This is a genomic window from Amycolatopsis sp. H20-H5 (assembly GCF_035828755.1).
Classification (GTDB): Bacteria; Actinomycetota; Actinomycetes; order Mycobacteriales; family Pseudonocardiaceae; genus Amycolatopsis.
In genome coordinates this window covers 1-21,410 of the sequence record NZ_JAYMZS010000039.1, presented here as the reverse complement: position 1 = coordinate 21,410, position 21,410 = coordinate 1, and the positions used below count along the sequence as shown (strand labels likewise).

Genomic DNA, 21,410 nt, shown 5'->3' with positions numbered 1-21,410 from the left:
GGTTACTATCGCGACGCACCGGCAGTCGTTACGCACTGTTTCCGAAAGGAGGAAAAAGGTGCCTACCCACCAAATTCCGCGGATCCGGTGATTCTCTTTCCGACATCGCTGTAGACAATCACCGCCCCAGCTCGGCCGTCACTCGGAAAAGGCCGTCCTACCTGGCAATCAATCCAATCCGAGTCGGTGTCGTTCGGCGGCGAGAACACGACGTTCCAGCGCCGCTTCCGGCACGTCCGGCACTGCCGGGCGATGCTCCCCAGTATCAACTGAGCGTCGATCTTGTTCTTTCACTTCACTCTTTCGAGCGAACTCGTCGAACAGGAGACGCTTACCCTCCTGGATCTCGCGGATGCGATCGTCCACACTGTCCTTCGCGAGCAGCCGATGCACCTGGACCTTGCGGACCTGCCCCATCCGGTGCGCCCGGGCGATCGCCTGTTCCTCGGTGCCCGGTTTCCATTGCGGCTCGGCAATGACCACCACCGACGCGGCTTGGACATTCAGCCCGACGCCGCTCGCCTCGATCTGCCCGAGCAGGACGGCATGACCTTCCTTGGCCGTGAACGCGTCGACGATCTCCTGTCGGCGCGCGGGCGGCACCGAACCACTGATCCGCCCGGTCACCGCATCGCCGACTTTCCGTTCGACGGCGGCCAGCACGGCGAGGAAGTTGGAAAAGATCAAAACCTTGAGACCGTCCTCGCGCGCTTCCGACACTATTTCTGCCAGCCGCTCGAGTTTTGCGGAACTTGCCGACTGGAAAGCGCCCTGCCGTACCGCCATCAGATTTCCGGAACGCACCGCGGCCAAGTACGCGGCTTCGTCCTCGCGGGTGAACCGGACCCAATCCTCGACCTCGATCAAGTCGGGCAGTTCACCGAGGACGTCCTCCTGATTGCGCCGGAGATACACCGGGGCGACGGTCCGGCGAAACGCCTTCGCCCCGGCCAGCGCGTCACCCGCGTCGATCCGCTCAGCGACGTCCGGCTGCAGGTAGCCCACCAGGTTCCGGAATTCGCCGACGCGGTTCTCCATCGGCGTGCCGGTGAGGAACAACGCCCGCGGCGCGGTCTCGACGACCTTCCGCACGCCCCGCGAGCGTTGTGCGGCCGGGTTCTTCACCTGGTGCGCTTCGTCGACGACCACCATCACGGCCTGCGCGAGATCCAGTTTGGGCAGGGTGCCGAAGGTCGTCACGGCCACACCACCGGTGCGATTCCACCGGTCCGCGGCAACGTCACGGCCGGGACCGTGCAGGCTGTGCGCGGCGAGCCCGGTGTGCCGCTCGATCTCGTTGAGCCAGTTGACCTGCACGCTCGCCGGGCACACCACGAGGAACCACTGCTGGCCCTTCGCCGCCAGGTGAGCGAGGACGGCCAGCGCCTCGACGGTCTTGCCCAGCCCCATCTCGTCGCCGAGGATCGCGCGGCCGCGGTGGAGCACGTACTGCGCCCCGAACACCTGGTAGCCGCGCAAGGTCGCGGTCAGCAGGCGCGTGTCGAGCGAGGTCGCGGAAATCTCGCGGTTCAGCTCTTCGGGGACGAAACCCCGGGCGGCCTCCTGATCGTCCGACTCGCCCGCGCCACCGAGCGTCGACAGGAGCGCGTTGAAGGACGCGGCGTCTGCGAGGTAAGCGCGCCAGAGTTCGTCCCGGCCGTACGACGACGGGTCCGCAGCCAACAGGCCTTCGGCCAGGTTTTCCCGCAGCACAAGGGTTTCCGGTCTGGCCAGCACCTCGTCGAGCTGGGACAGCGCCGAGCGCGCGGACTGCTTCTTCCCTCCCCAGGAGAACAGCATCGACAAGCGCCTCGCGGCCCGGCCCGCGTCTTCGAGCAGCGGCGCCACTTCACGATCAAGCCTTCGCAGTGGCTCCTTAATCGCCGAGACAGCCCTGTCCGCGTGACCGATCGCGGTCAGTGTCGCGAGCAACGCGGCCTGCGCCGGGGGACGCTCGTCGACGTCCAGCCGGACCCGGACGTCCTCGGCGACACGGTCGCGGACGAGCGCGGCCGCATCGAGCAACTGCCGCGCGGTGGCGGCCCCGACCCCGGGAGCGGCCTGGAGCTGCGTCGCCGTCGCGGTATCGACGGACCCGACGGTCGTGTACCCGGCGACCTCGGCCTGCCCCAGCCGCACACGCTTGCCGAGGACGTCGCGCAGCGCGGACACCGGCAGGTCCGCCAGCCGCGCGGCCACCTCGTCCTCGGTGAGCCCGGCCAGCTGGTCGCGGGCGAGTTCGCGCAGGCGCTTGGGCGCGGCGGTCAGCGCCTGAGCCTGTTCCCGCAGCTTCCGGGCAGTGGCGACCGTCGCCTTGGCGTCGGCGTTCGTCATGTCCGTCCTTCCCGCTGGCGGAGATCGCTCGCGCCGACGAGCGTAGCGGCCTGACCACGTAACCTCGGGGTATGCCGATCCAGGTGCTGCTCATCGACGACCATGAACTCGTCCGCCGCGGCCTCCGTGACCTCCTCAGCGATGAGCCGGACATCGAGGTGGTCGCCGAGGCGGGCAGCGTGGACGAGGCGCTGGCCGTCGCCATGCTCGTCGAGCCGGACGTGGCGGTGGTCGACGTGCGGCTCGGGGACGGCGACGGTGTCACGCTGTGTCGCGAGCTGCGGTCGAAGCCCAACCCGCCGCAGTGCCTGATGCTCACCGCGTTCGACGACGAAGAGGCCATGGTCGGCGCGATCATGGCGGGCGCCGCGGGGTACCTGCTCAAGCAGGTCCGCGGCCAGGATGTGGTCAACGCCGTGCGCGAGGTCGCCGCGGGTCACTCCCTGCTCGACCCGATCAGCACGGCCCACGTGCTCGACAAGCTCCGCCACCCGCCGACGGACGAGATGGCGAAACTCACCGAGCGTGAGCGTGACGTACTCGAGCTGATCGGCCAGGGGATGTCGAACCGCGAGATCGCCGAGCGGCTCTTCCTCGCGGAGAAGACGGTCAAGAACTACGTGACTTCGGTGCTCGCGAAGCTCGGTATGCAGCGCCGCACCCAGGCGGCCGCGTGGATCGCCCGCCGGGACAAGTAGTGGCTGGAAACGCCACCCCCCCCCCGTCGTTTTGGCGGAAGGTCCCGGTTGATCCGGCGTACGACCACTGGCTGACGGTCGGTTTCGAACGCAAGGTCCTGGTCGTCGACCGCACGGTCACGCCGTTGACCCGTCTGCTGGACATCCTTTCGCTGTTCGAAGGCGACCGCCGGATCCAGATCGTCTTCACCTTCGACGCGGAGCGGCCCGGCATCCTCTCCGCCGGGGTCGCGGACGCCCTGCGCGCGAACGCGGTCGTCTCCTGGGAGGAGGCCGTCAAGACGCGGTTCGACCTGGCGATCGCGGCCAGCGAGAACGACGCGCTGCACGAACTCGACGCGCCGATCCTGCTGGTCCCGCACGGCATCGGGTACCAGAAGTACTACCCAGGCGGCCAGGTCACGTCCGGGATGGACCCGGCCAAACTGGTGCGGCACGGCGAGGTCGTGCCCTCGGCGATCGCGCTGTCCCATTCGGTCCAGCGCGACCAGTTGCGGGCCGCCTGCCCCGAGGCGGTCGGGCGGGCGGTGGTCGTCGGCGATCCCTGCCACGACCGCATGCTCGTCAGCAGGCACCGCGTCGCCCGTTACCGCGCGGCGCTGGGGACGGGGGCGCGCGCACTCGTCGTGCTGACCTCAACGTGGGGGCCGAACTCACTGTTCGGACGTCATCCTGATCTGCCGCGGCTGCTGCTCGGCGAGCTTCCACTCGACGAGTACCAGCTCGCGGTCAGCCTGCACCCCGGCGTCTGGGCGGGCCACAGCTCGTGGCAGATCGAATCCTGGCTGTCCCCGGAACTGCGAGCCGGGCTCGTGCTGATCCCTCCCGACCACGGCTGGCAGGCGACCATCCTCGCCGCGGACTGCGTCATCTCCGACGAGGGCTCAGCCGCGCTCTACGCCGCGGCCGTGGACAAACCGCTGCTGCTGGCCGCCACATCTTCCACGACCACCGTCTCGGACTCACCTCTCGCGGCGCTCGTGCGCTCGGTCCCCGCGCTGCGGGCGAGCGGGCTCCGGGAGCAGGTGGACGCGGTCATCGCCGAGCACCGCGCGGGCGCTCACGACGCCGTCGTCATCCAGGCCGTCGAGGATCCCGGGAACTGTGCCCGATTGCTCGGCGACCTGCTGTACGACTCGCTCGACTTGTCGCGTCCCGCCGAGCCCGCCAGGTTCCCGCCGGTCCCGGATCCGACGCCATTGTCGGCCCCGGTCGCCGCGATGGTCGCCGGGCTGGACGCGGCCGGGGAGCTCGTCCGGTTCCCCGCATCGGTGCACCCGGAGCTGCGCTTTTCGCATATCGTCGCGCACGCGGATCACGCCGAGCTGCACGAGCTCGACGGCGCCGCGATCGTCTACACCGACGACGAGTCGAGGCTCGGTGAGCTGCTGGCCCATTGGCCGATGGCGCGCCTGGCCGCGGCACCCGTGCCAGGAGGCTGCTCGATCCGACTGCCTGGCGGGAAGACCTCTTTCCTGCCGTCAGCGGACGAAGACCCCCTGCGCCTGGCCAGTTTCGCCTACTTGAAACTCGCCACGAACCAAAACGTCACCGCCAGTTGAGCCGCTGACGCAGTTCCGCCTCTCTAGGGTGACCGGCGTCAAAGTACTGCTGCCAAGCGCGCCGCCAATGCTCGTAGGCCGCCGCCAGATCACGCCGCCCGAAGGCAAGTTCGCCGAGAAGCTCCTCGAACTCCGTCGTGTACTGCGTGGCGCCCGATCCGGCGATCAGGCCCCACGCCTGCTGTACCGCGGCCTCGGCATCGTCGAAGTGGCCCACCGCGCTGAGCGCCCTCGCGCGGACCATCAGCACCCGGCCGCGATTGCGGTCGTCCGCGGTGTTTGCCCAGGACTCGTCGAGCAGCGGGAAAGCCTCCCTCGCCTGTCCCGCCTTGACCAGCATGTTGGCCTGCATCCGGGTATGGATGCCGAGCCCGCGGCGCCCCGCGTCGGCCATCGCGCGATCCAGCCGCACCGCCTCGGCCAAGAAGCCGATGGCGGCCGGAAGAAGCCGCTGCTCCTCGTGGAACCGGCCGGAAAACTCCAGCACCGACGCCAGCAGACCGGGGTTGTCCAGCTCGCGGGCCAGGCCGAGCGCACGTTCCAGCAGCGGGCTCGCCCTGGCGAACTCGTGCAGCAGGAAGTACGTCCTGCCTTGCTGGCTGAGGATTCTGGCCAGCAACGCGGGATCGCCGAGCCGTTCGGCGCTCAGGATTCCCCAGCGGTTGATCTCGACGAACAGCCGGTGGTGCCCGCGATTGAGCATCAGGATTTCGAGCGCCCCGCAGATCTGCCCGAGTTCGACATCGCGGCCGCGCAGGTGCGCCTCCCGCGCGAGCGCGCCGTACACCTCGCGGGCGTCCTCGACCCAATCGAGCGGCTGACGGCCCTCGAAGTCGGTGTTCAGCCCGGAAAGTGGCTCGTAGCAACGTAAGCGGTCCATCCCGGCGGCGTAGTCAGCACCGACCGCCTGATCACGATGGAACTCCAGGGCCCGCTCGACGGCGACGTCACTCGTCCCGCGGCGGCGCGCGCCCTCCCGCACGAGGTTGAATAGCTTCTGCCGTCCGGTCCCGGTCGGCGCGAGGAATCCGGCGTCGGTCAGCTCGTCGAGCGCGTCACCGGCCTCGCTGCCCAGCACCGCCGACGCACCGGCACCGGTGAAGTCCGGGCCGGGATGCGACGCCAGGAGAACACACAACTCGGCCGCGTCGGGGGAAAGCTCGGTGAAGGTCTGCTCGAAGGCCTCCGCGATGACGTCGACACCGCCGAGGACGCCCGTGCGCCGGAAGTCGGCGACCACGGACGCCATGGCGTCCGGCACCCGCCGCAGTCGCTTGTGGACACGGGCCCCCGCCAGCCGCAAGGCGAACGGCATGCGGTCGCACAGCTCGGCGAGCTCGAAGGCCGCCTGGCGTTCGGCACCCGTGACGGCCACGCCCGCCACGCTTTCCAGCAGCTCGACCGCGTCGCCGGGTGCGAGGGCGCTCAGCTCGATCGGGGATTCGGGGTACTCGGCCAGCAGATCGTCCGTCTGCCGGATCGAGGTCACCAGCACCAGGCTCGACGGCGAGGGCGGGACGAGCTCGCGCACGTCGGTCACGGATTCGGCGTTGTCGAGCGCGAGGAGGAAACGCAGGCGTGAGGTCACCGAGCGATACTGCGCCCAGAGCTCGGCCGTCCCGGCAGCCTGCTCGCCCTTCGCGACGCCGAGCTGCTCCAGCACGCGAGCGGCGACATCGCTTCGGCGAAGCACGGCGTCTGTCCGGTAGTCGGCGAGGTCCACGTAGACCTGACTATCCGGATACCGCTCGCGCAGGTCCACGGCGAGCCGGCACACCAGCGCGCTCTTGCCGGAACCACGCCGCCCGGAGATCACCCGGACGCCGGGTCCCGCCGCGGCGGAACGCTCGGCCTCGCGGTCGACGAAATGCGCGGGCGCGCCCGGCACGACCCCGGTGTCCCGGGCGCCGGTCCCCAGCGCCAGGACGCCCCGGAGGTGCTCGGCGAACTCCGGATCCGCTTCCATCAACTCACGCACAGCCACCGCGGTGCGGTCTTCGTCGGCGATCAACAGCTCCAGGTCCTGGGCGCCGTGCCGCCTCGCGAGCCGCTTGGACACGACGTCCTTGACGCTCCCGAGCACACCGGCCGCCAGCACTTTCGCCACTTCACCGGCTACGACTTCCCACACGACGTATCCCCCTCGTCACGGTTCGTGCCCACGCTAGCAAGGGAATCAGTCCAACGGCAGGTCGAAGGCCACCAAAGTACCCAGGCTGGGCGAGGAGTTGATGAAGAACTTGCCGCCCGCTGTCTCGGCGCGTTCCGCGAGGTGGCGCAGGCCGCGGGTCGCGACGCCTTGGGGCACACCGGATCCGTTGTCGCGGACGCGGAGTTTGACGCCCTCCTCGTCGCGGCAGAGGCTGACCCTCGACTCGCTCGCGCCGGAGTGCCGGACCACATTGGACAGTGCTTCGCGCAGGGCGGCCCGGATGTGGTCGGCGCGCTCGGCGGGGATGTTCGCGAGCTCGCCGGACAGTTCCAGGGTCGGCGGGAAACCGAGCAGTTCGCCCGCGATACGGACCTCGCCGCGGGCGGACTCGGCGAGGTCGGAGGCGGCGACCGCCACCGGGGCGTCGTGCTCCGGATCGGGCGAGCGCAGCGCGCGGACGGTGCCGCGGATCTCCTCGATGGTCTGGTCGAGCTGGTCGATCGCGTCGGACAGCCGGTTGCCGTCGGCCTGGGCGAAGCGCTTGCGCATGTTGCGGCGGACGCGGTCGAGCTGCATGCCCGCGCCGTACAACCGCTGCACGATGACGTCGTGCAGCTCGCGCGCGATGCGTTCGCGCTCCTGGTAGAGCGTCACGCGGTGACGCGCGTTGGCACCTTCGGCCAGCGCCAGGACCACTCCGGCCTGCGCGGCGAACGCGGTCAGGACCTCGATGGTGCCCGCGGAGAACGGGTAGCGCCCGTGCCGCCGGTACACCGTGAGCGCGCCGAGGATCCGGCCGCCGGAACCGAACGGCGCGGCGGCGAATGGACCGAAGCCCCGCAGCTCGTCCGGGACGAACGGCGCGGTGCGCGGGTCGATGGTGAAGTCCTCGCTGACCACGGGTTCCCCGCCGCGGGCGACCCGGCCCGCCGCGGAATCCGCGGGCAGCGTCAGCCCGCGCAGCCCGGTGAGGGCGCCTTGCGCGGCCTCGACGATGACCCGGCCGTCGTCGGCGCGGACCATGACCAGCCCGAGGTCGGCTTCGGCCAGCTCGGCGGCCCTGGCCACGACGGTGTCCAGCACCGCGCCGGGGTCTTCGCCGGACAGGGCGGTGCTGGTGATCTCGGTGGCCGCGGACAGTGCCCGCGCGGCAAGGGTCGGATCCATGAGCAACACCGACATTAGCCCGCCCCGGCCGACGCGGGTGTACGCGCCGTGACGCGCCCCTCGTGGACCTCCAGCACGACGTCCGCGTCGGCGGCCTCGCCCGCGTGATGGGTCACGTGCACGACGGTCTTCCCCGCGAGCACCTCCCGAAGCCGGGCGCGCAGCAGGCGTGCGGTCGGCTCGTCGAGGTGCGCGGTGGGCTCGTCGAGCAGCACGAGATCGGCGTCCGGCGCGGCCAGCAGCGCGCGGGCAAGCGCCACCCGCTGCGCCTGGCCGCCGGAAAGCCCGGTGCCCGCGCTGTCGAGCATCGTCGCGGGGTCGAGGTCATCGAGCGCCACCAGGTTAAGGATCTGCCGGAGCTGCTCATCGGTCGCGGCGGGGTCGCCGAGCCGCAGGTTCTCCGCGACGGTGGTCGAGACGAGCCGCGGCTCCTGCGGCGCCCACGCGACGCGCCCCGGCGTGATCAGGTGACCACTCGTGGGTGACAGGAACCCGAGCAACGCGGCGGCCAGGGTCGACTTCCCGGCACCGCTGGGCCCGACGACCGCGGCGTACGTCCCGGACGCGAGGTGGACGTCGACTCCGGTGAGGACCGGGCGGCCGGTGCCGGGCCAGCCGAGGTCGGCCCCCTCGATCCGCACGTCATCAGTGTCATGAAAGGGTCTTTCCTGGCAATTTTTGTCCTGAAAGACCCTTTCATGACACTCCGCGAGCCGAACCCGAGCCTGGCGAAGGGTGTCCCAGTGCTGCGCCACCGGAGGCAGCAGAGCGAGGACCTCGGCCAGTGCCAGCGGCACGAGCGCGAGCAGCGGCGTGAGCACCGGCGCGAGAGTCCCCGCCGCGACGGCCTTGGCCGCGAACGCGACACTCGCCACCGCGGCCGCCCCGCTCGCCAGGGTGATCAGCGCGTCGCCCGCACCCGCGCCGAAGGCCTGTCGACGGGCGTCGGCGGCCAGGCGGGCGTCCGTCCCGGCGAGCCGGTCGCGGCGGGTACTGGCGGTGCCGAAAGCCAGGAACTCGGCGGCTGCCTCGAAGAGCGTCAGCACCTGGGCGGACACGGCTCGACGGCCGGTGGCGAGCGCGGTCGTCGCGCGGCGCTCGGCGCGCAGGGCCACCAGCGGTGCGAGCGCGCCGATCGCCACCGCGGCCGCGAGCGCCCCTCCGGCGGCGGGCAGCACCACCGTCTGGACGGTGATCGCCCCGGCCGCCACCAGTGCGACGACCACCAACGGGGTCACCACCCGGGGTAGCAGGTCACGCACGGTGTCGACGTCATCGACCAGCCGGGCCTGGCCCTCGCCCGCCCGCAGGCCGCGCGCCGGTCCGAGCCGGACGAGTGGGCCCCAGAGACGCACCCGCAGCCGCCCGGCGATGCGGAAGGCCGCGTCATGTGTCACCAGCCGTTCGGCGTAACGAAGTCCCGCGCGGCCGAGCCCGAACGTCCTGACGCCGACGATCGCGACGCTCAAGGTCAGGATCGGCGGCTGCTGCGAAGCCTTGGCGATCAGCCAGCCGGACGTCGCCGTCAGCGCGATCCCGGCCAGCAGTGCGGCCGCGCCGAGCAGCGCTCCGGCGAAAAGCCGCTTGTCCAGGAGCGTCCGCCAAGCCATCGGGCGGCCGGACTCCGGCGAAGGCACAGGTGAAGGTGTCACGTCCTGCTCGACGACGACCATGGGTTCGGGCGACATGTCGACACCGGCGGGACGGTCGTGCGCGGCGATGATCGCCGCCGCGCCGCCGTCGACCGCACGCTGGATCGCGGTCATGACCCGGCGCGCGCTGACCTCGTCGAGGTGCGCGGTCGGCTCGTCGAGCAGCAGCAGCCACGCGCCGTCCCGGACCCGCAGCAACGCCCTGGCCACCGCGACGCGCTGGCGCTGTCCCAGCGAAAGCTGAGTGACGGGCCGCTCGGCGAGCCCGGCAATGCCGAGTTCCGCGAGGAGGTCTTCACCGCCGACCTCCTCGCGGACCGTGCCCCCGCCAAACACCGGCGCCTGCGGTACCCACGCCACGTTTTCGCGCCATCGCGTGAGGTCCGCGTCGCGCAGGTCAGTGCCGCCCACGGTGATCGCGCCGTCGTGCGCGGGCACGAAACCGAGCAGCGCGGACAACGTCGTCGACTTGCCGCCGCCACTCGGAGCGCGCAGCCAGACGACCTCCCCCGGCCTGACGGCGAAAGTCTCCCCATCCGGGGCGAAACCGCCGCGCCGCGCGACGCGCAGCCCTTCGACCTGTACCTCGCCGCGCGACGGGGTTTCCGTGCCTTCGGCCGGGATCGGCTCCGCGAGCACCTCCGCGACCCGGCGGACCGCCTCGACGCCGTCCTCACTGGCGTGGAATGCCGCGCCGACCGCGCGCAGCGGCTGATAGCACTCAGGAGCCAGGATCAGCACCCCGAGCCCGATGGCCAGCGGAAGGTCCCCGCCGACGAGCCGCAGACCGATCACCACGGCGACCAGCGCGACCGACAGCGTCGCGACGAGTTCGAGGGTGAAGGCCGAAGCGAACGCCACTTTCAACGTCTTGAGCGTCGCGCGGCGATGCCGCTCCGACACGCGCCGGACCGTCTCGGCCTGCGCCTCGGCCCGGCGGAACGCGACGAGCACCGGGAGCGCGCGGACGAGTTCGAGCAGCTGCCCGGACATCCGGTGCGCCGCGTCGGTCGCGCCCGCGACGCGGTCGGCGGTGTATTTGCCGACGAGAATCGCGAACATCGGCAGCAGCGGCACGGTCAGCGCGATGATCACCGCGGACGGCCAGTCCGCGAACAGCACGGCCGCCCCCGCCGCCAACGGCACCACCACGGCCGTCACCAGCGCGGGCAGGTACTCGGTGAAGTAGGCGTCGAGCGCGTCGAGCCCCTTGGTCGTCAACGTGGTCAGCTCGCCGTGTCCCCGGCGCGCGATCCACTCAGGCCCCAGGCGCAGCGCGCGGTCGACGGTCTTCGCGCGCAGCTCTTCCTTGACACCGGCGGCGGCGCGCGCGGAGACGATCCGCACCGCCCAACTGGTGGCTGCTCGCCCCCCGACAAGCGCGAGCAGCACCCCCAGCTGGACGGCGTGCCCCCCGATGTTCCCGGCCACGATCGCCGCGAGGACGTCCGCGAGCAGGAAAGCCTGTGCCACCAAGAAAGCGGCGTTGAGCAGGGACAGCAGTCCGACGAGGAGCAACGCCCGGCGCGCCACCGGCGAGAGTGCGGGAAGCGCGCCGAGCGGCCCCTTTCCCGGCCTCGCCGCGCCTACTCCGACCCCGCTTCGCGATCCCACCCCCTCCCGGTCCACTTTGGACACCTTGGCGGAAGGGGAAGCGAGGCCGGGAAGCCTGGTCACGGGACGTGCACCGCCGCCGGGATGTGGCGCGTGCCGATGCGCTTACGGAACACCCAGTACGTCCAGCCCTGGTAGACGAGCACGGCGGGCGCGCCGAACACGGCGACCCACGTCATCACCTTGAGCGTGTACGGACTCGACGCCTCGCTCGCGATCGTGAGCGTGTTCGCGACGTCGCCGGTGGATGGCAGGACGGCCGGGAAGAGCGCGCCGAACAGGGTGATCGCACCCGCGGCGATGACCACGCCGAGCGCGGCGAAAGCCTGGCCGTCGCGGTCGAGCAGGAGCCGCCACCACGCGACGACCGCGGCCGCCGCCGCGATGCCGAGCGTCAGCAGTGTCCACAGTGTCCCCTCACGCCACTGCACCACCACCAGGAACACGAGCATCGGCAGCAACAGGACCGGCAACGCCTTCAGCGCGAAGCTCCGGGCACGTTCCCGCAGGTCGCCCTCGGTTTTGAGAGCGAGGAAAACCGCGCCGTGCACCAGCGAGAACCCGGCGATGGCGAGCGCGCCGAGCACGGTGTCCCAGCGGATCGAGCCGAACGCCGAGCCGACGCGGTTGCCCTGGGCGTCGAGCGGGAGGCCGAGCACGGTCGTGGCGAGGATCAGCCCGACGCCCAGCGGCGGCACCCACGAGCCGATCATGATGACCCGGTCCCAGTTGCGCCGCCAGCGGTCCGAGTCGACCTTGCCGCGGTATTCGAACGCGACCCCGCGCCCGATCAGCCCGAGCAGGACGAACAGAAGGGGCAGGTAGGCGCCGGAGAAAAGGGAGGCGTACCAGCCGGGGAACGCCGCGAACATCGCACCGCCCGCGACGATGAGCCACACCTCGTTGCCGTCCCAGACCGGACCGATGGTGTTGACCATGACGCGCCGCTCGGTGTTGTCCCGGGCAAGGATCGGCATCAGCATGCCGACCCCGAAGTCGAAGCCCTCCAGGAACAGGTACCCGAGCCAGAAGAAGGCGATGGCGCAGAACCAGATCGTTTCGAGGCTCATAACACGCCCGCCCGACTCATTTCGCTCGTCCCGCCCCGGTGGCGGAGAGTTATCCACAGTCGGGGCAGTTGTCCACAGATTGCCTGTGGGTAACCCGGAAGAGCGACACTCCCGATACGCTGGGTGCGGGGCCGTCCCCCGGGAAGGGCGGGGGGCGCGCTGGGCGCGTTTCGGCCGTTTCCGCCCGGGTCAGTAGGCGAAGGCGAGTGCTTCTTCATCGGGGTCACCGCCCTGGGAATCGTTGTCTTGCTTGGGTTTCTGGGGTGGCATGACGGCGTCTACGCCGCCTCGGACGTACTTGCGCATCAGGTAGAGCTCGACCACGCCCAGTGCGAGGTAAACCGCGGTCAGGGAGATCAGCGACGTCCACACCTCGCCTGTGGACAACTGGGACACCGCGCGGGCCGTGAACATCCACACGCCGTCCACTCCGGAGGGGTTCGGGGCTACCACGAATGGCTGACGACCCATTTCGGTGAAGATCCAGCCGGCGCTGTTGGCGATGAACGGGGTCGCGATGCCGGCGAGCATCAGCCGGGGGAACCAGCGGGTCGACGGGATGTGCCCGCGGCGGGTGAACCACAGCGCGAGCACGCCGATCCCGGCCGAGATCGCGCCGAAGCCGATCATGATCCGGAAACCCCAGTACGTCACCGGCAGGTTGGGCACGTAGTCGATCGGCTTGCCCGCCAGCGAGCCCAGCTGCGGGTCGTCCGGGTAGTTCGTGCCGTATTTCGCCTGGTACTGGCTGATCAGGTTCTCCACCCCGGGTACTTCGGTGGAGAAGTCGTTGTGCGCGAGGAACGAGAGCAGCGCGGGCACGGTGAACGTCTTGACGTCCTCACAGTTCGCACCCGCGACGTCACCGATCGCGATGATCGAGAAGCTCGCGGGCTTCTCCGTGTGACACAGCGCCTCGGCCGACGCCATCTTCATCGGCTGCTGCTCGAACATCAGCTTGCCCTGCATGTCACCGGTGATCGCCAGGACCGCGAACGCCACCACACCGACCCAGCCGCCGAGCCGCAGCGACGAACGCCAGACAGCGCGGTGCTCGTCGTCCTGCTTCCGCTTGCGCCAGAGGTGCCAGCCCGCGACACCGACCAGGAACGCCGCCGCCACCGAGAACGCGCCCGCGATGGTGTGCGGGATCGCGGCCAGCGCGGTGTTGTTCGTCAGCACCGCCCAGATCGAGTTCATCGTCGGCTTGCCGTCGACCAGCTGCACCCCGACGGGGTGCTGCATCCACGAGTTCGCGGCGAGGATGAAGTACGCCGAAAACATCGTGGCCAGGGAGAACGCCCAGGCACACGCGAGGTGCACCTTCTTCGGCAGCCGGTCCCAGCCGAAGATCCACAGGCCGAGGAAGGTCGACTCGACGAAGAACGCGACGAGCCCCTCCATCGCCAGCGGCGCGCCGAACACGTCACCCACGAACCGCGAGTAGGCGCTCCACGTCATGCCGAACTGGAACTCCTGCACGATGCCGGTGACCACGCCCATGGCGAAGTTCACCAGCAGCAGCTTGCCCCAGAACTTGGTCATCTTCAGGTAGCGCCGGTCGTCCGTGCGCACCCACGCCGTCTGCATCGCCGCGACCAGCACCGACAACCCGATGGTCAACGGAACCATCAGGAAGTGATAGACGGTCGTGACGCCGAACTGCCACCGCGCTAACTCGAGGACCTCCACATCCTTGAGCCTGCTCCGCGACCAGGGGTCCCGCCAGTCCGGCTGGTCCTGACTTGGACGGGACGAAGGTCCCTCGGCCGACACTCCCCAGGAACAGTTTTCGGCGTGCCGAAAAAATAAGTCAGCCCGGCCAGGAAAGTACATTCACACCCGGCGGAGACGACAATTCGCGAGCCCCATCTGCTTGCCCTTTTCTGAATACCCCCTTTATCGTTGCAGTGAAAGGGGCGTGAGAATACCGATGTCTGCCGGAATGGTGGCGCTCGTCAGCGCGTTTGGCCTGGTACTGGCCGTGGAGCTGCTGGACAAGACACTGGTCGCGACACTGGTGCTGACCACCCGTTTCCGCGCTTGGCCGGTATTCGCCGGGGTGTGCGTGGCGTTCGCCGTGCAATGTGTTATCGCCGTGTTGTTCGGTAAGGCACTCACTCTTCTCCCGGACGCACTGGTCACCACCATCGTGGCCGTGCTGTTCGGCGTCGGAGCGTTCATGTTGCTCCGCGAAGGATTCAGCACCGGTGTCGACGGCGAAGAGGACGCGTCACGGTCCGGCCCGAACCCGGTAACGTTCCTGCGCTCGGCGATCACCTCCTTCGGCGTGCTGTTCGCCGCCGAATGGGGCGACGCCTCCCAACTCGCGACGGCCAGCCTCGCGGCCCGCTTCGACAACCCGTTCGCGGTCGGGCTCGGCGCCTTCGTCGCGCTCGTGTCGGTCGCCGGGCTGGCGGTGTTCATCGGCCAGAAGGTTCGCAGCCGGATCCGCCCCAAGCTGATCCAGCGCTGCGCCGGGTTCGTGTTCGCCGGTTTCTCGCTGTTCGCGCTGGCCCAGCTCGTCTTCTGACGGACTCCGCGGACGAACGGACTCAGAGGGTTCACAGGTTCACTGGGTAACCTGAGGCGAAGTCCAGGTGAGGGCAAGGTGAACCGGCGATGAAGCCGGGGCTGCCTTGCCCTCGTCGCATGTCTGCCTCCGACCCCTCAGGAGCCCCCGGTGACAGCGCCAGCCAACGCCGTTTCGCCCCTGCACGGGCGGCTCGCGGTCGCGGGCATGGCGGTGGCCGTCGCCATCTCCGTCGACCTCCACCTGCGGCTGTCCGGCCAGGTCAGCCCCATCTGGCAGACGCTGAGCGAGTACGTCTACGGCCATCTCGGCGACGCCTCGGCGGCCCCGCTGTTCAGTGCGATGTGCGTCGCGCTGGCGCTGGGCTCCCTGGCACTGCTGACCGGCATCGCGCGGGCCCGCCGCGCGGACACCAGCCCGGTGCTCGCGCTGCTCGGTGTCTGGTGCGCGGGGCTGCTCGTCTGCGGGATCGTGCCGGTCGACCCGGAAGGCCAGGCGCGGTCGCTGGCGGGCCAGGTCCACAACTACGCGGCGCTGACGGCCTTCCTCGCCCTTCCCGCGGCGGCTTGGCTGCTGACCCGGCGCGGGCGCGCCCGGTGCCCGTGGGAGCCGCGGCGCACCACCATCCGGGTGCTCGCGACGGCCAGCATCGCCACCGTCGCGGTGGTCCTCGGCGGCTTCGTCTGGACCATGATCACCGGACCGGCGCACCAGGAGTTCACCCTCGGCCTGTTCGAGCGGCTGCTGTTCAGCGTCGACCTGGCCCTGCTGCTGACGATGGTCCGCCCACTACTGGCGGTCCGGCGCACGCTCGTCTAGTGCCCCTGAAGGCCACCATGACGGCGTCTAACGCCGTGATGGTGGCCTTCAGGGGCAGTCAAGAGTCGTTCGGCGAGCGGAGCACCGCGGTCAGCGAAGCGGCGGCCGCGACCACCTGAGGGCCCACCGTCGCGGCGTCCAAGGGCTCCAGAGACACGACGCCGACGCTGGCCCGCAGGCCCGGTACGCCGCGCACCGGCGCGGCCACCCCGGACGCCCCCGCCTCCAGCTCGCCGCTGGAAGTGACCCAGCCTTCGCCGCCGGGCCGCAGGGTCATCGCCTTTCCCGCGGCGCCCGAAGTGAGCGAATGCCGCGTCCCGACCCGGTAGGCGACGTGGAAATTGGTCCACGAGGGCTCCACGACGGCCACAGCCTGCGCCTGCGGCCCCTGGGCGACCGAAAGGTGCGCCGTCGCGCCCACCGCTTCGGCGAGCGCGCGCAGCACGGGCTGAGCGGCCTCCCGCAGCTGCGGGAGGACCTGCCCGGCGAGCCGCAGCAGGCCGACGCCGAGCCGGACCTTGTTCCCGTCCCGCCACACCAGGCCGCGTTCCGACAACGGCACGAGCAGCCGGTACACCGCGGCCCGGCTGGCGCCGATGGTGACCGCCAGCTCGGAGATGGTCGCCGCGTCGCCACCGGCGTCGGCCACCGCCTGAAGCAGCGCCAACCCCCTGTCGAGCGTCAGCGACCCCTCGGTCACAGCAAGCCGAGCTCTGCGAGATCGGCGACCGGCTCCGCGAACGACGCGGCGGCGTAGGACGCGAACAGCGCGCGGACGGCCTTGGCGGCAGGCTCCGAAAGCCCGCTCGCCTCCTCGGACAACGCCTTGGCGTCCGTCGCCTCCAGCGCTCCCCTGACGTCGCCGCCGGAGAGGCTGCGGGCCGACGCCACCAGCAGGTTCAGGAACCCGTGATGGGTGAAACCGCTGTTCTCGTCGGTGTGGCGGACGGCCCGGTGCAGGCTGTTGGTCGCCTTGAACGACGCGCCGTCCGAGCCGCTGACCACCGCGAGGAAGTCGGCGACCTCGTCGACGCTGGGGAAGTTCTCCCCGGCCGGGCCGCCACAGCGGATCTTCGGCCAGCTCCCGTGCTCGATCACCTTCCGCACGCCGTCCAGCCAGCCGACACCGCGGCGCGGCTCGACCACCCGGATGACGTCCTCGGGCACGAACTCCGAGACCCGCTCCAGCCAGACCTCGTCGACGTCCGAGGGCGCGGGCATCTCGACCATCCGCAGCGCGAGCAGCTCACTGCGCGATTCGACGATCGAGATGGCCTTCGGCACCCCGCCGAGACCGGTGTCGATGATCAGGGAAAGCGGCAGCGGCTGCTTCGGTTTGATCTTGATCAGCTCGGTGATGAGCTCCGGCAGCCGCGACCCCTGGCAGAGGAAGACCCCCAGTACACCTGCATGTTCTCCGACTTTGGTCGCGAAATGCTCTCGCAGCGCGTCGGGCATCGTCGCCAGACCGGGCGAGAACAACGCCGAGTCGTCGACGAGCCTGGCGAACAGAGGAGGGATTCCGCGGGGGCCGGGTGGTGTGAGTTCCACAGCGCTTGACACGACTAACACGCTAGTAGCGTACGACATCAGGACAAAATTGTCCGTTAAGCGGACACATTTCAGGTCACCGAAGGAGGCCCCGATGCCCTACTACCGCCAGGTAGGCCAGCTCCCGCACAAGCGGCACACGGCGTTCCGCCAGCCAGACGGCAGCCTCTACGCCGAAGAGCTCATGGGCGTCGAGGGCTTTTCCGCCGACTCCGCGCTGCTCTACCACCGCGGGCTGCCGACGGCGATCGTCGACGCCGTCGCGGTCACCGACGAGCGCGGCACGCTCAACCCGAACCACCCGCTCAAGCCGCGCCACTTCAAGACCCAGGACCTCAAGTTCAGCGACGGCGCCGACGCGGTGACCGGCAGGCGGCGGCTGTTCGGCAACGCCGACGTCTCGATCGGCTTCGCCGCGGCGACCGAGCCCAGCCCGCTGTACCGCAACGCGGCCGGCGACGAGCTGCTCTACGTCCAGGGCGGCACGGCGACGCTGGAGACCATCTACGGCGCGCTGGAGGTCGGTGACGGCGACTATGTGGTCATCCCGACGTCCTGCACCTATCGGGTGCTCCCGCACGGCGAGGTCAAGCTGCTGATCCTCGAGGCGCGCGGGCACATCGGCCCGCCGAAGCGGTACCTCTCGGCGAAGGGCCAGTTCCTCGAGCACTCGCCGTACTGCGAGCGGGACGTCCGCGGCCCGTCGGAGCCGCTGGTCGCCGACGGGACCGACGTCGACGTCCTCGTCCGCCACCGCGCCGGGCTCACCCGTTACACCTATGCGACTCACCCGTTCGACGTAGTCGGCTGGGACGGCTGCCTGTACCCGTGGGCGTTCAACATCGCCGACTTCGAGCCGATCACCGGCCGCGTGCACCAGCCGCCGCCGGTGCACCAGACCTTCGAGGGCCCGAATTTCGTCGTCTGCTCGTTCGTCCCGCGCAAGGTCGACTACCACCCCGAATCCGTTCCGGTGCCGTACAACCACGCGAACGTCGATTCCGACGAGTTGATGTTCTATGTGCGCGGGAACTACGAGGCCCGCAAGGGTTCCGGAATCAGCATCGGCTCGCTTTCCCTGCACCCGTCCGGCTTCACCCACGGGCCGCAGCCCGGCGCGGCGGAGGCGTCGATCGGCGCGCGGTTCTTCGACGAAACCGCTGTCATGGTGGATACTTTCGCTCCGCTGGAGCTCGGCGAAGCCGCCGACGCCACCGAGGATCCCGGCTACGCCTGGACCTGGTCCGGCCGCGGCCCCGCCTGAAACCGCGAGGGCAGAATTCCCGTGCCCGCGACCGGTGGAATTGCCGTCACCGATCGCGGACACGGGAAAAGCGCCTTCCTAAGAAGGTGTCCGGAAACTGATGTCATGTCGTCCAGTTTGGCGCCGAGGGCCGCGTTCCCTTCGGTCGCCACCCCAGACTTGCCGTGTGCCCTGATGGGAGCCTTCACGGCGTTTAACGCTGTCATGGTGGCCTAATGGGGCACACATGAAACGGTCATGGCGGTATGAAACGGGCGAATGGGTGGACTTTCCGTCCTTTGTGGAGGGTAGGCGGCTTCGAAGGACAGGAGCCCGAGGCTTCGAGCGGCGGCTGCTGCGACAGTTCTCAGCGCCTTCCTAAGGGAACCTTCGGTTACGGCAACGGTTCGGCAACGCGGACCCGGTGCCACCTCCGCCGCCGGATAATGGTGTTCCGGCGGGTGTAAGCGGAGGTTCCCTTGATCCACGAAAATCAGCAGGCCGCGGCCCGCCGACGACGCAAGTTCCTGTCGTTCGGAGCCGCCGTGCTCGTCGCGATCGGCCTGATCGTCGGGCTGCGGTACCTCACCAGCGACAACAGCCCGGACCCCGCCGCGCAGGCGAAGTGCACCGGCGCCGACGCGATCGCGCTGCACGTCACGGCGTCGCCGGAGAAGTCCGGCATCGTCACGGAGATCGCCAACGACTACAGCGGCCGCACGGTCGCCGGGCACTGTGTGGACGTGCTGGTGCAGGGCAAGTCCTCCGGCCTGGCCATGCAGGCGCTCGCCCGCGGCTGGAACGACGCGATCGACGGCCCGCGCCCGGACGTGTGGACCCCCGCCGCGTCCGGCTGGGTGAACCTGCTGCGGCAGAGTGTCGCCGGCAGCGATCGGCCCGCGGTCCTGCCCGACGGCGATTTCCCCTCGATCGCGAACTCGCCGCTGACCATCGCGATGCCGAAGCCGATGGCCGAGGCGCTCGGCTGGCCCGCGAAGGGCATCGGCTGGCGTGAGCTGGCCGCGCTCGCCGCGGATCCGGCGGGCTGGGCGAAGTACAACCACCCGGAGTGGGGCAAGTTCCGGCTCGGCAAGACGAACCCGAACATCTCGACCGCGGGCCTGAACGCCACCATCGGCGCGTACTACGCGGCCACCGGCACCTCCTCGGACCTCACCGCCGCCGCGCTGGCGAAGCCGGAGGTGCGGCAGTTCGTCGGCAACGTCGAGCAGGCGATCGTGCACTACGGCGACAACACGCTGACCTTCCTGACGAACCTGCAGCAGGCGGACGACCGCGGCGCGGCACTGTCGTACATCTCGGCGGTGACGGTCGAAGAGAACTCGCTGATCGGCTACAACCAGGGCAACCCGACCAACGACCCGAAGGCGCGCGGCCAGCACGCGAAGCCGAAGGTGCCGCTCGTCGCGATCTATCCCAGTGATGGCACGCTGAACTCGGACCACCCGTACGCCGTGCTGAACTCGGCCGACGAAGCGCGCAAGCAGGTCGCCGCCGATTTCCTCGGCTATCTGAAGTCGCCGGAGGCGCAGGCGAAGTTCACTGACCTCGGTTTCCGCACTTTCGAGGACAAGGTGGGCCCGCAGGCGACGCCGGAGAACGGCGTCCAGGCCAACGCGAAGATCAACCTCATTCGCCCACCCGGCCCGGCGGTGCTCGACGCGCTGCTGAAGTCGTGGACGGATCTGCGCAAGAAGGCGAACGTCCTGCTGGTGGTGGACGTGTCGGGCTCGATGGGTGATCCCGTCAAGGGCACCGGCAAGAGCAAGATGGACCTGGCGAAACAGGCGGCGGCGACCTCGCTGGCGCAGTTCGGCGACAAGGACCAGGTCGGCCTCTGGATGTTCTCCACGCAGCTCAGCGGCGACAAGGACTACCAGGAGCTGGTCACCGTGGGCCCAGTCGGCGACAGCGGTCGCCGAGACCAGCTGAAGGGCAGGCTGGAAGGGCTGACGCCCCAAAACGGTACCGGCCTCTACGACTCGTCGCTGGCCGCGTACCAGTACATGAAGCAGCACCTGGATCCCAACGCGATCAACGCGGTGGTGGTACTGACCGACGGCCGCAACGAGGACCAGAACGGCGTCGACCTGAACAACCTGGTCAGCCAGCTGAAGACGGAGGGCGGCGGCGACAACGTCCGGGTGTTCACGATCGCCTACGGCGGCGACGCGGACCAGGACGTCTTGCGTCAGATAGCCCAGGCGACCCAGGGCTCGGAGTACGACTCCTCCAAGCCCGACTCGATCGACCAGGTCTTCACCGCGGTCATCTCGAACTTCTGAGACCCTGAACGATGCGCTTCGGCAAGGAACTCCTAGAACCCTGGGGCCTGCTACTGGCAGCCACCTCAGCAGGCGCGGCCTGGGCGGTCCAACTACCAACACTGGCAGCACTGGCAGTAGGACTAGGAGTCCTGAGCGCCAAAGCAGGAATAGCAACCCTGACAACAGAAAAAGAACCACCATCCCGAATCCAAAAAAAGCTGGAAATCAACCCCTCCTCCCCAGAAGCAACCTGGCTACACAGAGCCGAAGCAGCAACAGCAAACTTCATAGCCATAAGCAACTCCCTAACCGACGGCCCCCTAGCAGACCGCGTAAGCGACATGCAACCAGCAGTCCACGAAACCCTGGCGACCCTAACCCGCCTAGCAGCCCGAACAACCTCAACAACAAAAGCCCTGTCAAAAATAGACATAACAACAATAAAAACAGAAAAAGCAACCCTAACAAAATCCCTAAAAACCTCCCCAGCAAACATCCGCCCAGACCTAGAACAAGCCCTATCCTCAATCCAGTCCCAACAAGAAATCCACACCCGCCTCTCCAACGCCCAAGCAAAACTCCAAGCCCAACTACAATCAGGAGCCCTAGTACTACAGAGCTAGATCTTTGCGTGTCGGTTCGTGATATCGGCTGCTGGTTGTGCGAGTGTTTGCGTGTGACCATTCCTTCTGCTGGGCGGGCTGGCGTCGCGGGCGGTGCGACTCGG

General features: G+C 69.3%; 15 protein-coding genes. 7 read left to right on the top strand and 8 right to left on the bottom strand.

Features of this window, described 5'->3' with window-relative positions; genetic code table 11:
- Nucleotides 1-168: 168 nt before the first annotated feature.
- The gene (locus QMK34_RS21970) at nucleotides 169-2,334 is read right to left on the bottom strand and encodes a DEAD/DEAH box helicase (protein WP_326416071.1); all 2,166 of its coding nucleotides are present in this window, start codon (nucleotides 2,332-2,334) and stop codon (nucleotides 169-171) included.
- A 71-nt stretch (nucleotides 2,335-2,405) separates the two neighbouring features.
- Here QMK34_RS21970 and QMK34_RS21965 point away from each other — a divergent pair, with 71 nt between their 5' ends.
- Together QMK34_RS21965 and QMK34_RS21960 are read left to right on the top strand one after the other, a co-directional pair.
- Nucleotides 2,406-3,032, top strand: a complete 627-nt coding sequence (locus QMK34_RS21965; protein ID WP_326416070.1) for a response regulator transcription factor — start codon at nucleotides 2,406-2,408, stop codon at nucleotides 3,030-3,032.
- Nucleotides 3,032-4,594 carry a hypothetical protein gene (locus QMK34_RS21960; protein ID WP_326416069.1) on the top strand — a complete coding sequence of 521 codons (1,563 nt, stop codon included), beginning with the start codon at nucleotides 3,032-3,034 and terminating at the stop codon, nucleotides 4,592-4,594. The genes QMK34_RS21965 and QMK34_RS21960 overlap by 1 nt, the downstream gene beginning before the upstream one ends.
- Here QMK34_RS21960 and QMK34_RS21955 read toward each other — a convergent pair.
- From QMK34_RS21955 to QMK34_RS21935, 5 genes are all read right to left on the bottom strand, one after another.
- On the bottom strand, nucleotides 4,581-6,725 hold the full coding sequence (locus QMK34_RS21955) for an NB-ARC domain-containing protein (RefSeq protein ID WP_326416067.1): 2,145 nt from the start codon (nucleotides 6,723-6,725) through the stop codon (nucleotides 4,581-4,583). The two genes, QMK34_RS21960 and QMK34_RS21955, sit on opposite strands and share 14 nt — an antisense overlap.
- Nucleotides 6,726-6,770: 45 nt before the next feature.
- Nucleotides 6,771-7,913, bottom strand: a complete 1,143-nt coding sequence (locus QMK34_RS21950; RefSeq protein ID WP_326416065.1) for a GAF domain-containing sensor histidine kinase — start codon at nucleotides 7,911-7,913, stop codon at nucleotides 6,771-6,773.
- Between the two features lie 14 nt (nucleotides 7,914-7,927).
- Nucleotides 7,928-11,194, bottom strand: coding sequence for a thiol reductant ABC exporter subunit CydC (gene cydC, locus QMK34_RS21945; RefSeq protein WP_326416064.1), 3,267 nt, complete (start codon nucleotides 11,192-11,194; stop codon nucleotides 7,928-7,930).
- 44 nt (nucleotides 11,195-11,238) lie between these two features.
- The gene (cydB, locus tag QMK34_RS21940; RefSeq protein WP_326416063.1) at nucleotides 11,239-12,249 is read right to left on the bottom strand and encodes a cytochrome d ubiquinol oxidase subunit II; all 1,011 of its coding nucleotides are present in this window, start codon (nucleotides 12,247-12,249) and stop codon (nucleotides 11,239-11,241) included.
- 189 nt (nucleotides 12,250-12,438) lie between these two features.
- Nucleotides 12,439-13,941: a cytochrome ubiquinol oxidase subunit I gene (locus QMK34_RS21935; RefSeq protein WP_326416062.1), complete on the bottom strand. Its 1,503-nt coding sequence runs from the start codon at nucleotides 13,939-13,941 to the stop codon at nucleotides 12,439-12,441.
- A 253-nt stretch (nucleotides 13,942-14,194) separates the two neighbouring features.
- On the opposite strand from QMK34_RS21935, the gene QMK34_RS21930 reads away from it, so the two are divergent.
- Both QMK34_RS21930 and QMK34_RS21925 read left to right on the top strand, forming a co-directional pair.
- Nucleotides 14,195-14,782: a TMEM165/GDT1 family protein gene (locus QMK34_RS21930; protein ID WP_326416125.1), complete on the top strand. Its 588-nt coding sequence runs from the start codon at nucleotides 14,195-14,197 to the stop codon at nucleotides 14,780-14,782.
- Between the two features lie 207 nt (nucleotides 14,783-14,989).
- Complete coding sequence (locus tag QMK34_RS21925) at nucleotides 14,990-15,601, top strand: DUF998 domain-containing protein (protein WP_442785188.1); 612 nt, start codon at nucleotides 14,990-14,992, stop codon at nucleotides 15,599-15,601.
- A gap of 58 nt (nucleotides 15,602-15,659) precedes the next feature.
- On the opposite strand, the gene QMK34_RS21920 is transcribed toward QMK34_RS21925, so the two are convergent.
- Together QMK34_RS21920 and QMK34_RS21915 are read right to left on the bottom strand one after the other, a co-directional pair.
- Nucleotides 15,660-16,301, bottom strand: coding sequence for an IclR family transcriptional regulator (locus QMK34_RS21920; protein ID WP_326416060.1), 642 nt, complete (start codon nucleotides 16,299-16,301; stop codon nucleotides 15,660-15,662).
- Nucleotides 16,298-17,152 (bottom strand): hypothetical protein, encoded by an 855-nt coding sequence (locus QMK34_RS21915; protein ID WP_326416124.1) that lies wholly within the window; start codon nucleotides 17,150-17,152, stop codon nucleotides 16,298-16,300. The genes QMK34_RS21920 and QMK34_RS21915 overlap by 4 nt, the downstream gene beginning before the upstream one ends.
- A gap of 94 nt (nucleotides 17,153-17,246) precedes the next feature.
- On the opposite strand from QMK34_RS21915, the gene QMK34_RS21910 reads away from it, so the two are divergent.
- The 3 genes from QMK34_RS21910 (at nucleotide 17,247) to QMK34_RS21900 (ending at nucleotide 21,306) form a co-directional block, all read left to right on the top strand.
- Nucleotides 17,247-18,416 carry a homogentisate 1,2-dioxygenase gene (locus QMK34_RS21910; protein WP_326416059.1) on the top strand — a complete coding sequence of 390 codons (1,170 nt, stop codon included), beginning with the start codon at nucleotides 17,247-17,249 and terminating at the stop codon, nucleotides 18,414-18,416.
- A 458-nt stretch (nucleotides 18,417-18,874) separates the two neighbouring features.
- Nucleotides 18,875-20,701 carry a substrate-binding and VWA domain-containing protein gene (locus tag QMK34_RS21905; protein ID WP_326416057.1) on the top strand — a complete coding sequence of 609 codons (1,827 nt, stop codon included), beginning with the start codon at nucleotides 18,875-18,877 and terminating at the stop codon, nucleotides 20,699-20,701.
- Nucleotides 20,702-20,712: 11 nt separating this feature from the next.
- Nucleotides 20,713-21,306 (top strand): hypothetical protein, encoded by a 594-nt coding sequence (locus tag QMK34_RS21900; RefSeq protein WP_326416056.1) that lies wholly within the window; start codon nucleotides 20,713-20,715, stop codon nucleotides 21,304-21,306.
- The last annotated feature ends 104 nt before the right edge of the window (nucleotides 21,307-21,410 follow it).